A 14,560-nucleotide genomic window follows, 5' to 3' on the forward strand; every position below is an offset into this window, starting at 1 on the left:
CAGCTCCAATAATATGGAGCTGTTTTTATTAGTAAAAAAAGGAATTAACCTGTATAATTTGAATAGTTAGAAAAAAACAACTAATTATAAGGAGGGACCTTATGCTAGCGAAATCGGTAATTGAGGACGTTCTTACTGCGGCATTAGCAACGGGGGGAGACTTTTCCGAAGTCTTTCTTGAGGACCGTTATACGAATAATCTGACTCTGCAAGGGGGAAAGATTGAAAATAGCTTATCAGGCAGAGATTTCGGGATTGGCATTCGTGTATTTAAGGGTCTTCAAAGCGTGTACACCTACACAACGGATGGTTCAAAGGAGGGCTTACTAAAGGCAGCAAGAAATGCAGCCCATGCGATCTCTGGTGAGACTATCATTCATCCTGAGCCATTAAAAAAAGAAATAATTACTTGTGCCCATCCGATTGCGATAAACCCTAGAGAAACAGAGAAAACTCGAAAAGTGAATGTAATGAAGAAGGCATACGAGATTGCCAAAAACTATCATTCTAGCATTCAGCAAGTGCTTGTACGTTACTTAGACGAAGAGCAAAATGTTCTAATTGCGAATAGTGAAGGTAAATTTATTGAAGATAAAAGGGTAAGAAGCAGGCTGGCGATTCAATCAATTGCTTCTGATGGCAAACAAATGCAGCCTGGCTTTTATGGTCCGGGTGCTCATAAGGGATTTGAGTTTTTTGAGAACTTAAACCTGGAGCATTATGCAAATGAAGCCTCAAGGATTGCTGTAACGATGCTTGGTGCTGATCCTTGTCCGAGCGGGAAATTCCCAGTTATTATCGATAATGAGTTCGGTGGAGTTATTTTTCATGAGGCATGCGGTCACGGACTTGAAGCAACATCTGTTGCTAAGAACAATTCTGTTTTTGCGAATCGAATTGGTGAAAAAGTGGCCTCGGACGTTGTTACATATATTGATGATGGCACAATTGCAAATGAGTGGGGATCAATCACTATCGATGATGAAGGAGAAAAGGCCCGCAAAAATGTATTAATTGAAAATGGAATCTTGAAGGGGTATTTAATCGATAAATTTAATAGCCGCAGAATGGGAATGGAGTCGACAGGGTCAGGAAGACGACAGTCCTACCGATTTGCACCTACTTCGAGAATGACGAACACGTACATTGCGGAAGGAAAGTCGACACCTGAAGAAATTATCTCCAATACCGAGCATGGCATCTATACAAAATATATGGGTGGCGGTTCCGTCAATCCGGCAACAGGGGATTATAACTTTGCTGTAATGGAAGCTTATCTTGTAAAGGATGGGAAGATCGGAAAGCCGCTTAAAGGAGCAACTCTTGTTGGGAATGGCGCCGAAACATTACAACTCGTTGATATGGTTGGAAATAATTTAGGACATGGTGCGGGTATGTGCGGCTCGTTAAGTGGAAGCATTCCTGTAAATGTAGGTCAGCCGATGATTCGAGTCAGTGAAATGACCGTGGGCGGAAGTAAGGAGGGGGAGTAGAGTGAATATCCAAGAATTTCAGCAGAAGCTTTTTGGTATGGGCGAGAAGCAGGGCTTTACGGATATGGAGCTTTATTTTGAACGCGAGGAAAAGTTTAAATGTGGATTGTTTAAGGGTGAAATTGACTCCTACGAAACTTCTGAAATTGCTGGGGGTTCATTCCGTGGGCTTTTCAATGGGAAAATGGGCTATGCTTTTACAGAGAAATTAGATGAGGATTCCGTCTTATATCTCGTTGAAAATGCGAAGGAAAATGCGCAATTGATTGAGGAAGAAATTCAAGAGGAGATTTTCGGAGGCAGTGAGGAATATCAAGCAGGCAGCTTCTACTCTACTGAACTTGCAAAAGTGACCGTTCCGAAAAAAATTGAGCTCCTAAAAGAAATAGAAAAGCATATATATGCTTATGATAAAAGAGTTACAGGCACTAATTACTTTATTCTAGAAAGTGCTGAATCAGAAAGATACATTAGTAATAATAAAGGTCTTTCTCTTGATGAGAAGCAGAATTATATTGGGATGTTTATTTCTGTTGTAGTTAAGCAGGGGGATGAGACGAAAACAGGTGCTTACGTGAAGGCAACCAAGGATTTCTCTTCCTTTGTTCCAAAAGAGATTGCTAAGTATGCAGTGGAGGAAGCTCTCTCAAAGCTGAATGCAAAAACGGCAGAGAGTAAATACTATCCTGTATTATTGCGCAACGATGCAGCGGGGGACCTTTTCCAAACTTTTTCAGAGATTTTTTCAGCTGAGAACGCACAGAAGGGAAGATCGTTGTTAAAGGGGAAGGAAGGAGAAACGATTGCTGCTTCAGCACTTCAAATGGTTGATGATCCATTTTTAGAAGACGGTCTATTAAGCAGAAGCTTTGACAGTGAAGGTTTCGCAACAATGAAAAAAGCAATTGTAAAGGATGGCAAGCTTGTTACACTGCTTCATAATCGGAAAACAGCAGGCATTGCTGGAATAGAGTCAACAGGAAATGCGTATAAAGGTTCTTATAAAGGCAGCTTAACTGTGTCTCCATCGAATTTATATGTGGTGCCGTCAAAAAAGAGCCTTGAGGAGCTCACAGCTTCGGTTGATGAAGGGATACTCATTACAGATTTAGCAGGCTTGCACTCTGGTGCAGACACAGTGTCAGGTGACTTTTCACTAGCAGCTAACGGCTTTTTTGTAAAGGATGGGAAAGTTCAAAACACAGTGAAGCAAATGACGATTGCTGGAAACTTCTTTGAATTATTAAAAAATATTGAAGCGATCGGTTCCGATTTAGAGTTCTCGATGTCCAATGTCGGTTCCCCATCCTTGCTGATTAAGGAATTGGCTGTAACCGTGGAATAGGTTGGTTGATAGGGCATATCACTATAAAGTGGTGTGCCCTCTTTTGTTTGTTCACAGGAATGATTTGTGTTTCAATAGATTCAGAAAAGAAATTTTGGGGTTCATTGTGAAAATTATCGCTGCCCTTCCCTATATGGTTGTGTCACGTTCGATCGATTGGAATAAACAGCATTTTATGGAAAGAGAAGAAAAATTGATACTAGCAGAGGATAAAATTACTTCCCATATAAATGAATTTTCTCTTGAAGAAATATGGGATATTTCCTTTAAGGCTTCTAGTTCTGGATATGGATTTTTTTACCTTCATACAAACCAGGGGTTATTTTCCTATCGTGTTAAAGCAGAACCGTCCGAATTTATGAATAAGTATCAGGAAATGAAAAAACGGGTAGAAAAGTATGATTAACTTTTTTACCCGTTATTTATTTTATTTGGTTCATTTGCACATGCGTTTCTTGAAGAAAGTTCAACGAGTATTCTACCTTTTTTATATGAAGTTTTTATATTATATCTGGAACGTTAAAAAGAATAAAGAAATCAGACTTAGGAAATAACACCAATAAAAAAAGCAGGAGTCACCCTCCTGCTTAGTCTCTGCTTCCAAGAATACCGAAAATACGTAAAATATTAATGAACAAGTTAATAAAGTCTAGATATAGATTAAGAGCCATTAAAGGAACTTCTTCAGCTGATACCCCATAATGCTTCATACGGTTAAAATCATACAATACATATCCGCTAAATACGAGTACGCCAATGAAAGAGAAAGCAAGCATTCCTGTAGAGCTTAAAGGCCAAAATAGGCTAAAGATTGAAATGGCAATCAGTGCTAATAGCGCGGCCATTAACATTCCGCCTAAGAAGGATAAATCACGCTTAGTAGTTGAAGCGTATATCGCAAGCCCGGTAAATACCGTTGTTGTGGTTGCAAGCGCAAGTAAAACCGGATTTGGGCCAATTGTAGCTAAGTAATGTGAAACAATTGGATACGTGGTGATACCTGAAATAAATGTGAACGCAAAAAGGAATGAATAAGACATTGCTTTTTTACGACGGATAATAAACGCGAATACAAGCATGCCAATTTCAAGAATCATGAGCGGCAAAAACATTGCGGGTGGAACAAGAACACCTGCCATTGTTCCTGCGAATGCGATTGCCAATGAGATCGCAAATGTTCTCAAAACAGAAGGCAAATATGGATTAGTTGTTTGTTGTGCATACATATTTTCATTTCTCCTCATATTAATTTAACTATAGTTTATATACGGTTATTCTTAAAGATGGTTTCAAAAAAGTTATTTTTCTTTTAATAAATCTCTTATTTCCGTTAAAAGCTCCTCTTTCTTGTCCACTTTCGGTGAAGGTTGTACTTCTTCTTCTTTCTTCTTAAATCGTCTATTAATGATTCTTACAAAGATAAATATAGAGAAAGCAATAATAAGGAAGTCAACAATTGTCTGAATAAATGCTCCGTATTTTACTTCCGCTTTTCCTACGGGAATAGCAAGCGAGGAGAAGTCAATCCCGCCACCAATAAGCACTCCTACTAGCGGCATAATAATATCATCGACGAGCGAGGAAACTATTTTACCAAAGGCTGCTCCGATGATGACACCTATGGCAAGATCCAGAACATTTCCTCTCAATGCAAACTTTTTAAACTCATTCCACATGGATTAATAGCACCTTTCCTTAAAAAATTATCGTAATTATACTACGTGTGGGTGAAGGAAGCCAGTTGAAAAGGACTTAATTTTAAAATTTGGAAATTCCTGCAAGACGATATTGTGTGAAAAATGACTTAGAATGAAAGAATTTGTGGTGAATGTTTGGTATGATGTAATCATTAATATGAATATTCAGATATTTATTTCTTTTATATTTTTTGACTATGAAATATTTAGAGGTTTCTTTACAATACTAAAAAAAGAAAACTTTAGGAGGATGAAATGGATATTAACAAACAGCGGAAAGATCCTCGATTTAAAATTGCTGTTAAGGAAGCTTGGATCGGGATTGGACTTGTACTTTTTAATTTTGCTTGGTGGTTCGGCTTTGCGTATGGACCTCTTGGATCTGGGAGTGTGGAAAGCTACCATTTTATTTTTGGGTTGCCTGCTTGGTTTTTTTACAGCTGTGTAGCAGGATTCATAGTTATGTCAGTGCTTGTTGTTTTAGCTGTTAAGCTATTTTTTAAAGAAGTTTCTTTCGATGATGAAGCAGAAGGGGAGGCCGAACCAAAATGAATTGGCAAGTGGTTACCCCATTAATTATTTTCTTAGTCCTTATTTTTATTATAGGCTTTTGGGCAAGCAAACAAATGAATTCCTCCAATTCCTTTCTTCAGGAATACTTTCTTGGGGGAAGGGAGCTTGGCGGATTTATTTTAGCTATGACAATGATGGCGACATATGGGAGTGCAAGCAGTTTTATTGGCGGTCCTGGTGTGGCTTATACACAAGGGCTTGGCTGGGTATTGCTGGCCATGTCACAAGTTGTAACGGGATATTTTGTCCTCATGGTCCTTGGGAAAAAATTTGCAATCATGGCAAGAAGATATCAGGCAGTTACCTTAATTGACTTTTTAAAGGAACGTTATAAAAGCAAGTGGGTCGTATGGCTGTCCGCTTTTAGTATAATTATCTTTTTATTTTCAGCCATGGCAGCCCAATGGGTCGGTGGAGCAAGACTAATCGAGTCATTAACTGGTTTAAGTTATATTTCGGCTTTATTTATATTTGCCATTTCAGTTATGGTTTATGTTGTCATTGGCGGATTTCGAGCAGTTGCCTTAACCGATGCTGTTCAAGGTGCAATCATGTTTATTGGTACTCTTATTCTCCTAATCGCTGTTATTATTGCAGGTGGTGGAATTCCAAAGATCATAAGCGATTTGGCAGCTGAAAATCCGAATTTAATTACTCCTTATGGATTTGATGGGGGGCTAACGCCGCTCTATGTTTCCTCGTTTTGGATTCTAGTTGGTGTTGGTGTTGTCGGTCTTCCGCAAGTAACAGTTCGTGCCATGTCTTATAAAAACTCAAAAGCGATGCATCGGGCGATTATAATTGGAACCATTGTTGTAGGATTTATCATGCTAGGTATGCACTTAATTGGCGTTTTTGCCCGTCCCATTCTGCCAGGTATAGAGGTTGGAGATACAGTTATGCCGTTAATTGCCCTAAAAGTATTGCCTCCATGGCTTGCTGGAGTTGTCTTGGCAGCTCCGATGGCAGCGATCATGTCAACGGTAGATTCTCTTCTGCTTCTTGTAAGCTCTGCAGTTGTAAAAGATGTATATATTAACTACATAAGACCAAATGCAAGTGAAGGAACCATCAAAAAAATGAGCTTTAGTGTAACCACTGTGTTAGGAATCCTTGTTTTCTTGATGGCAATTAGTCCGCCAGATTTACTTATATGGTTAAATTTATTTTCGTTTGGCGGTTTGGAGGCAGCCTTTATTTGGCCCGTTGTTCTTGGGCTATATTGGCAAAAGGGAAATAAATTTGGGGCAATTACATCAATGCTGATTGGTACGGGTTCCTATATTATTATTCACCTTTATTGTCCAAATCCCTTCGGTATGCATACGGTTACCCTTCCGATTGTTTTATCATTCATTGCATTTATTGCGGTTAGTTTAATAACTGGGAAAAAGGATACAAATCAAGTAAGCCTTTTATCCTGAGAAAGAAAGAGTGTGAAATCTATTGTGATTTTGCGCTCTTTTTTAGTTCATTTTTGAAAATTGGGAGATTTGTAGAATCCTTTTTCTTTTGTTACACTCTTAACATAGTGATTGACATACTAGGGAGAATTAAATGAAAAATTATATATATATACTATCTTTATTAATGCTGGCCGGCATGGCAGCTTGTTCACAGAAACTAGATACAACTATTAAAATAGAAAATATTGATATAAAAAAAGATAATCAACAATCAAGTGATAAAAAACTAGCAGTGTTGACAGAAGGAAAAGAAAAGAAGGAAACAATATGGCTAAAGGAAAAAGCACTCTATCAATTTGAAGCAGTTGCAGACGAATTTGAATACACTGTCTTTATCTTTGCCGATGATGAGAAAAGCCGATTGAATGAGGCTCCTTCGGATAGTGCCAATAAAGGGGAACAATTATATACAGGTCATTATTCCATGTATTTGGCAGAAAAGGATTCAACGGTCGCGTATAAACAGGGAGTGTTGGAGCAAAAAGGAGAATTAACCTTTAGCTCATCTGCTGTCCAGGCTTATCCATTAATTTTAGGGGAAAATACGATTATTGCAGTCATTGACTCTGAATCGCACCCCAAATTCTATTTTATAAATGATGGAGAAATAAAAGAAGTTCAACAAAATGAGAGCATACTGCCAATTGTTGGTACCAAAGTGAAAGCAATCAATCAGAAGTTCATTCAAACCGCCCATTTAGTTGATGGGGAAGATTGGATATACACGACGTGGGGATTTGATAAAGAATCAATGATTTTATTTAAGCATGATGAAACACTTGTGGAAGGTCAAGAAGGAGAGAAGTGGTACAAGCTATGGAGTGAAAAAAGTGAATACTTTTTTCCATTCTTAAATATAGAACTTACTAGTGAAGTACTTGAAAAAGCAAAGCAAGGAATTCCTTTAGGGAGTCCATATCCAATTGGAACGAGCATTTCAAATATAAAAAAATCAGATCCACATTATTTTGATGAGGGAATAGATGTGGATGGGATTCCATACGTATTATATCCTGAAATCACCTATTATTTTGAAGAGGCTACAGGCATCGTTAACGCTGTATCCATTCCAGGGGAACGTCTGAAAACAACTTTGACGAATGTAAAAAAAATGTTTGGAACCCCAGATCAAGAGATGAAGAAGAATGAAGGAGAACTGGCTGTTTATCTAGCAGAAAATTACAGTATTGAAATTTTGACAGATAAAGATGGGAAAGTTGAACGGATGTATTTGCGAAAAAAATAGAAGATCATGCGGAGATATTCCGCATGACCTTATGTGTGCCTATTAAAATGCCCAATCCCCATTACGGAAAACAGGTTCAGAAGTGCTATCAGCTGTAATGCCATCGATATCCATTTCTGCAGAGCCAATCATGAAGTCGACATGTGTTAAGCTCTCGTTTAACCCATGTTCTTTTAGTTCATCACTGGACATTTGCTTGCCGCCTTCTAAACAAAATGCATACGCACTGCCGATAGCAAGGTGGTTGGAAGCATTTTCGTCAAATAATGTGTTATAGAATAAAAGGTTGGATTGAGAGATTGGCGAGTTGAAAGGGACAAGCGCCACTTCTCCAAGATAATGTGAGCCTTCGTCTGTTTCGACAAGCTGTTTAAGGATTTCTTCGCCTTCTTCTGCTTTCACATCAACAATGCGGCCATTTTCAAAAGTAAGGGTAAAATGATCAATAATATTGCCTCCGTAGCTTAGAGGCTTCGTGCTTGATACTGTTCCGTTTACACCTGTTCTTAAAGGAACGGTAAATACTTCCTCTGTCGGCATGTTTGCCATAAATTCATGGCCCTTTTCGTTGATGCTTCCGGCACCACACCATAGGTGCTTTTCAGGGAGCTCAATTGTTAAGTCTGTTCCTGGTGCTGTATAGTGAAGTTTCTTATAGCGTTTATTGTTTAAATAATTTACTTTTTCATGAAGGGTTTCATCATGATTTTTCCATGCTTGAACTGGATTTTCAACATTTGTATGAGTTGCTTTAAAGATTGCATCCCACAGCAATTGAACTCTTTCCTCTGAAGGTGCATCAGGGAAGACTTTGTCAGCCCATGCAGGAGATGGAGCAGCGATAACTGTCCAGCTGACTTTGTCAGCCATCATCATTTTTCTGTATTTTGATAATGCTTTCCCTGCTGCTTTTTGGAAGTTCGCAATGCGTTCGGGATTAATTCCTTTAAACAAGTCTGGGCTTGCAGAAACGACTGACATGAATGCTGCTCCATTTTCAGCAAGTTCTTCAACTTCTTTCGCACGCCATTCTGGATATTCAGTGAAAGCCTCATCAGGTGCAAGCTCGTATTTCGTGCGGGAAACAGCATCATCGCTCCAGTTAACAACTACATTATGCGCACCAGCTTCATACGCTTTTTTAACGATAAGACGGACGAACTCAGCTGCATCAAGTGTCGTGTTAACGACAAGTGTTTGCCCTTTTTGAACATTTACACCAACTTTTACTGCAAGCTCAGCATATTTTTCTAAGTTTTTTTGAAAGTCATTCATTATGTAATCTCCTTTTTCAGAATCTTCATTAACATTGTAGCGTTTTTATTGTAAAAAAGAAACTTCGAATGATTTAAATGTTCCTGTTTTATACTATTTAGGTATGTTTATGAATTATTACGGTCAATTATTAAATTTTATGGTCACTATATATCATGCTCGGTTAAAAAAAGGAATCCTTACACAGATTCCTTTTTCACCTTTAAATTTTTAGGCTTTTCAGCAATCGCAAACATGACCCAATATAAGAAAGCACTTAAAACAGCAAGTGCAGCTAAGATGATGAATGTCCAGTCATAGCCAATCCACACGGTTAATGGGATAGAAATGGGTGCAATGGTTTTGCCAATCGTAAAACGAAGGCTTGCGGCTGCAAAATATTGTCCCCTCATATGATCTGGGGCAATCTTTGAAACAAAGCTTTGCTGAATGCCTGCTGCCATTAATTCACCAAGAGTAAAGAGTACCATTGCAAAAATTAATCCCCAAATCCAATTGGTTTGGCCCATCATGAAGATGGCTACTGCGTAGGCTAAAGAAGATAAAATAAATACATTTCTCTCTCTATATTTCATCATCATTTTTGTAACGACTACTGTAAACAACGCAACTAAAAAGCCATTTTCAGAAAGCAGGATGCCAAAGGCCTGTTCCCCATGAACCTTAAATGACCAATCGCCAAATTGGATCAATGTCTGATTTTGAACGTATTCCTTCATATAGACTGGGAGCAGCAGATCAAGCTGCATAAATGTCTGGGCTGCTAAAACACCAGCTATGATGAAAAGCAGAAACGTTTTATCCCGAAAGATAATGCCGTAATCCTTCATTTGATCGATTAAAACAGTGTACCATTTCTTATTTTCTTGGGAGATTCCAGTGTGTTCCGGTACTGTTTCCCTTGTCATTTTGGCAAGGAGGCCTGAAAGCACCATACAGATAATCCCTGCGGCAAGGAGCAGCTGATAGCGATAATCTGTATAAAAAATTGCTCCCAAAATCGGACCAACGACAACTGCTATATTAATAGATGTATAGAATATTGCGAATACATGGCTGCGTTCCTTTTCCTCAACAACATCAGCTACCATTGCTTGGCTCGCTGGCCAATAGAATGAGCTGAAGACACCGACAAGTGCAAAGCAGATAAACCCAATCCATGGGGAGTTTAGCCATGGAGAACTAGCTAGGGCAAAAACAAGATAGCATATCCCCTGCCCGAAAGATGATAGAACCATCATCGTTTTACGCCCAAAGCGATCAGCGAAATAACCGCCCATTAAGTTAGCTAGTACTGAAAATACTTGTGAAAAAATAAGCATCAAGCCAGCTTTGTCTTTTCCAAATTCACCTGCAAAATAAATGGTTAAAAACGGAAAGAACATCCAAAAGGCAATATTTAAAGCGGCTTCCCCAAATAATCGAACCTTTAAATTTGAATCCCAATCTCTAATTCTCATGCTGTTTCCTCAATTTCCATTTTAGAATAACGCTATCATACTACCAATTTTGAGGAAAAAACAAGAAATATTTGAAAAAAGCGAGGAATCAAAACATTCAATTTGGGTGAAAGTTAATTAGTACACAAAGAACATAAGTACAGTAGTTAAGATCCCAACCCAAATACTTAATAAAATACAGTAACCCATAATATGACGAATATGAAGGCCAACTACTGCCAAAATTGGCAAAGCCCAGAAAGGTTGAATTAAATTTGTCCAAGCATCCCCCCACCCAACAGCCATGGCAGTAATCGCGGGATCGACACCAAGCTGGATGCCTGCTGGAACCTGAAGCGGTCCTTGAAGCGCCCATTGACCCCCGCCAGAAGGAGCTAGAATGTTAACCAGACCTGCTGTCCAATAAGTAAAGATATCAAATGTATCTTTACTCGCAACAGAAGCCATTCCATTAATAATGGACTCTGCCAGTCCTGAACTGCCAAGTACAGCGATAATCCCTGCATAAAAAGGAAATTGAAGGATAATAGGGGATATCGCTGTGCCTGCCTCTTTAAACGCTTTTGCATATTGTCCGAGTGATTTATGAAGGATAAGTCCAAGTGATAAAAAGAGAATATTGATGATATTTAAATCGAGGTCTCTGCCATTAATAAATTCATAAACAACATAAACCATTCCAATTAATCCGGTTATAATGCCTAAAAATGAAGTATTTTCTAATCGTTCTGCAGGAGTGTATTCTCCTTCATTGAGATTCTCAGTTTCTGCTTTTTTTGACTGAGAAGAATAGGAAATGATGCCTTTTTTAGGAGCCATAAGAACAATGAAAATAGGAAGTGTAATTAATAGTGCGAGGAAAATAATAATTGTGCCGGGATGAAAGATGGTTTCGGAAGTTGGAATGACTCCCATAACATCATTTTCTAGGAAGTGCCCTTTTGTTGCCACAGTCAACCCAATGGAACTAGATAAGCCTGCAGTATAAAGGGCAGTTGGTGTGTAGGCAGCTGCAACTAAAAGGGGGAAGTGTGCTTTATTATTTCTCTTGCCTAATTCGCGGGCAATTATGGCGCCAACAACAACAGCAAGTCCCCAGTTAATATAATAAGCACCAGCAGATACGAGAAAAGTCATGACATATGCTTGATTGGCCGTTTTTGCCTTAGATGCTAGAAACGATAGCATTTTTTCAACGATAGGCACAGAAGCGAGAGCCATTCCAGTCATTAATAATAGAACCATTTGCATGGTAAAAGATAGGTAAACCCAGAACCCATCACCAAATGATTTGAAAAGCTCGACAGGTTCAGATGGCTTCATAAAGAAACCAAGGACAAAAACAAGAAGGGTCATTAAAACAGCAATGACAAACGCATCAGGAAGATATCTTTCAGCGACCTTTGAAAAGCGGTCTGCAATTCTGTTTAACATTTTTTCACTCTCCTTCATTAGAATTAGTACATGCTATGAAAGGAGACGGGCTGTTTATGACAAAAAAAGAAAAAGAGCGAATACAGATCATTTAGTAGCTTAACTTCAATATGATAGAAATTCCTCACTACCTCCTTCAAAGAAACGTATAAATTCAGAATTACTGAATCCATCAAAGACGTATGCTATATTTAACTTACGGAAAATTTGAAAGGATGTTTTAAATATGGCAAAAAGTGTTGTAATTGCTGAAAAGCCTTCAGTTGCACGTGACATTGCACGTGTGCTGAATTGTAATAAAAAAGGAAATGGGTATCTTGAAGGTGATAAATATATCGTTACGTGGGCACTTGGTCATCTAGTCACATTAGCGGACCCAGAGAGCTACGATGTGAAATATAAAACATGGAATTTAGAAGATCTGCCTATGCTGCCTGAGCGTTTGAAATTGACGGTTATAAAACAGACTGGAAAACAGTTTCAAGCGGTTAAAAGTCAGTTGATTAGAAAGGATGTCAATGAAATCATCGTGGCTACAGATGCAGGGAGAGAGGGGGAATTAGTCGCTCGTTGGATTATTGATAAAGTAAAAGTAAATAAACCGATGAAGCGTCTATGGATCTCCTCTGTAACGGATAAAGCGATTAAGGCAGGCTTTGCTAACCTAAAACCAGGTAAAGCGTATGACAATTTATATGCTTCGGCTGTTGCACGTTCAGAGGCTGACTGGTATATCGGTTTGAATGCAACACGTGCACTCACAACTAGGTTCAATGCCCAGCTAAATTGCGGCCGTGTACAAACACCGACTGTTGCGATCATTGCTGCACGTGAGGATGAAATAAGAAACTTTAAGGCAAAAACCTATTTTGGCATTGAAGCGCAAACAACAAATCATTTAAAGCTGACTTGGCAGGATGCAAAAGGGAACAGCCGCAGCTTTGATAAAGAGAAAATCGATGGAATTGTAAAGAAACTAGGCAAGCAAAATGCCATTGTGACAGAAATGGAGAAAAAGCCGAAGAAATCTTATGCTCCAGCTCTTTACGACCTAACGGAACTACAGCGTGATGCAAATAAAATCTTTGGCTACTCGGCAAAGGAAACGTTAAATATTATGCAAAAGCTTTATGAGCAGCATAAAGTTTTAACTTATCCTCGTACGGATTCACGATATATTTCTTCAGACATCGTCGGAACGCTTTCTGAACGCCTGAAAGCATGTGGAATCGGAGAATATCGTTCATTGGTGAATAAAATTTTAAATAAACCGATAAAAGTTTCAAAATCATTTGTTGATGATAGCAAAGTATCTGATCACCATGCCATCATTCCAACAGAAAGCTATGTCAACTTCTCTGCCTTTACAGATAAAGAACGCAAAATTTATGAATTAGTTGTTAAACGATTTTTAGCTGTATTATTCCCAGCCTATGAGTATGAGCAATTAACCCTCCGTGCGAAAATCGGTGAGGAGTACTTCGCGGCTAGAGGAAAAACAATTTTATCGCTTGGCTGGAAGGAAGTCTATGAAAATCGCTTTGAAGATGATGAGGCAGCAGATGATTTAAAAGAACAGATTTTGCCCCGCATTGAAAAAGGCGATACATTAAATGTAAAGTTAATCGCACAAACTTCTGGTCAAACAAAGCCACCTGCACGTTTTAATGAGGCAACATTACTTTCGGCAATGGAAAATCCAACAAAGTATATGGAAACAGGAGATAAAAAATTAGCAGAAATGCTGAAATCTACTGGAGGATTAGGTACAGTTGCTACCCGTGCTGACATTATTGATAAGCTATTCAATTCATTCCTAATTGAAAAGCGCGGCAAAGATATACACATCACTTCTAAAGGCCGCCAATTATTGGATTTAGTGCCTGAAGAGCTAAAATCGCCTAGCTTAACAGCAGAGTGGGAGCAAAAGCTGGAAGCGATTGCCGCGGGCAAGCTGAAAAAAGAAGTGTTTATTGGCGAGATGAAAAGATATACGAAAGAAATTGTATCTGAAATCAAAGCAAGCAATAAAAAATACAAGCATGATAACATTTCCACAAAGAGTTGTCCGGACTGCGGAAAACCAATGCTTGAAGTAAATGGTAAAAAAGGCAAGATGCTTGTGTGCCAGGATCGAGAATGCGGACATCGAAAAAATGTTGCACGTGTCACAAACGCACGCTGCCCACAATGTAAGAAGAAGCTAGAGCTCCGAGGAGAAGGAGAAGGGCAAATTTTCGCATGTAAGTGTGGCTATCGTGAAAAACTATCGGCTTTTGAGACACGCCGTAAAAAAGAATCTAAGGGGAAAGTAGATAAACGTACTGTACAAAAGTATTTAAAGGAACAAAATAAACAAGAGGAACCGATTAATAATGCATTAGCAGAGGCGTTAAAGGGATTAAAATTTGATTAAAAAAGAGGGGAGGACCTCTCTTTTTTTATTTCAGCACTTTACTCTACTACCAATCTAATAATCTAACTTGTTAAAATTTTACAATTATTCATTGACAATTCATAAATTCTAAACGTAAAATTAATTATATTCGGAAAATTTTCGATTGGAATGAT

12 protein-coding genes are annotated in these 14,560 nt (G+C 38.5%); 7 read left to right on the top strand and 5 right to left on the bottom strand.

Annotated features, from left to right (window positions below):
• Positions 1-101 precede the first annotated feature (101 nt).
• From AN957_RS04520 to AN957_RS04530, 3 genes are all read left to right on the top strand, one after another.
• Complete coding sequence (locus AN957_RS04520; protein ID WP_053479091.1) at positions 102-1,493, top strand: TldD/PmbA family protein; 1,392 nt, start codon at positions 102-104, stop codon at positions 1,491-1,493.
• Between the two features lies 1 nt (position 1,494).
• Positions 1,495-2,838, top strand: coding sequence for a TldD/PmbA family protein (locus AN957_RS04525; protein WP_053479090.1), 1,344 nt, complete (start codon positions 1,495-1,497; stop codon positions 2,836-2,838).
• Between the two features lie 106 nt (positions 2,839-2,944).
• Positions 2,945-3,244: a hypothetical protein gene (locus AN957_RS04530; protein WP_053479089.1), complete on the top strand. Its 300-nt coding sequence runs from the start codon at positions 2,945-2,947 to the stop codon at positions 3,242-3,244.
• A 181-nt stretch (positions 3,245-3,425) separates the two neighbouring features.
• Here AN957_RS04530 and AN957_RS04535 read toward each other — a convergent pair whose 3' ends face one another.
• Together AN957_RS04535 and mscL are read right to left on the bottom strand one after the other, a co-directional pair.
• The gene (locus tag AN957_RS04535; protein WP_053479088.1) at positions 3,426-4,064 is read right to left on the bottom strand and encodes a Bax inhibitor-1/YccA family protein; all 639 of its coding nucleotides are present in this window, start codon (positions 4,062-4,064) and stop codon (positions 3,426-3,428) included.
• A gap of 72 nt (positions 4,065-4,136) precedes the next feature.
• Positions 4,137-4,514 (bottom strand): large conductance mechanosensitive channel protein MscL, encoded by a 378-nt coding sequence (gene mscL / locus AN957_RS04540; protein WP_056682547.1) that lies wholly within the window; start codon positions 4,512-4,514, stop codon positions 4,137-4,139.
• Between the two features lie 276 nt (positions 4,515-4,790).
• Between mscL and AN957_RS04545 the strand changes: the two genes are divergently transcribed.
• From AN957_RS04545 to AN957_RS04555, 3 genes are all read left to right on the top strand, one after another.
• Positions 4,791-5,087, top strand: a complete 297-nt coding sequence (locus tag AN957_RS04545; RefSeq protein WP_053479086.1) for a YhdT family protein — start codon at positions 4,791-4,793, stop codon at positions 5,085-5,087.
• Entirely contained in the window at positions 5,084-6,532 is a 1,449-nt protein-coding gene (gene panF / locus AN957_RS04550; RefSeq protein WP_056682548.1) for a sodium/pantothenate symporter, read from the top strand. Before AN957_RS04545 ends, panF begins: the two co-directional genes overlap by 4 nt.
• Positions 6,533-6,665: 133 nt before the next feature.
• Positions 6,666-7,820 (top strand): hypothetical protein, encoded by a 1,155-nt coding sequence (locus AN957_RS04555; protein WP_056682551.1) that lies wholly within the window; start codon positions 6,666-6,668, stop codon positions 7,818-7,820.
• Between the two features lie 42 nt (positions 7,821-7,862).
• On the opposite strand, the gene AN957_RS04560 is transcribed toward AN957_RS04555, so the two are convergent.
• From AN957_RS04560 to AN957_RS04570, 3 genes are all read right to left on the bottom strand, one after another.
• Positions 7,863-9,095 carry an aminopeptidase gene (locus AN957_RS04560; RefSeq protein ID WP_056682554.1) on the bottom strand — a complete coding sequence of 411 codons (1,233 nt, stop codon included), beginning with the start codon at positions 9,093-9,095 and terminating at the stop codon, positions 7,863-7,865.
• A 179-nt stretch (positions 9,096-9,274) separates the two neighbouring features.
• A complete protein-coding gene (locus tag AN957_RS04565; protein ID WP_053479082.1) occupies positions 9,275-10,555 on the bottom strand; it encodes an MDR family MFS transporter in 1,281 nt (426 codons plus the stop codon).
• A 117-nt stretch (positions 10,556-10,672) separates the two neighbouring features.
• Positions 10,673-11,989 carry a short-chain fatty acid transporter gene (locus AN957_RS04570; protein WP_056682557.1) on the bottom strand — a complete coding sequence of 439 codons (1,317 nt, stop codon included), beginning with the start codon at positions 11,987-11,989 and terminating at the stop codon, positions 10,673-10,675.
• 226 nt (positions 11,990-12,215) lie between these two features.
• Between AN957_RS04570 and AN957_RS04575 the strand changes: the two genes are divergently transcribed.
• Positions 12,216-14,405: a DNA topoisomerase III gene (locus AN957_RS04575; RefSeq protein WP_056682560.1), complete on the top strand. Its 2,190-nt coding sequence runs from the start codon at positions 12,216-12,218 to the stop codon at positions 14,403-14,405.
• The last annotated feature ends 155 nt before the right edge of the window (positions 14,406-14,560 follow it).

It is taken from the genome of Cytobacillus solani (genome assembly GCF_001420595.1).
GTDB classification, from domain to species: Bacteria; Bacillota; Bacilli; order Bacillales; family Cytobacillaceae; genus Cytobacillus; species Cytobacillus solani.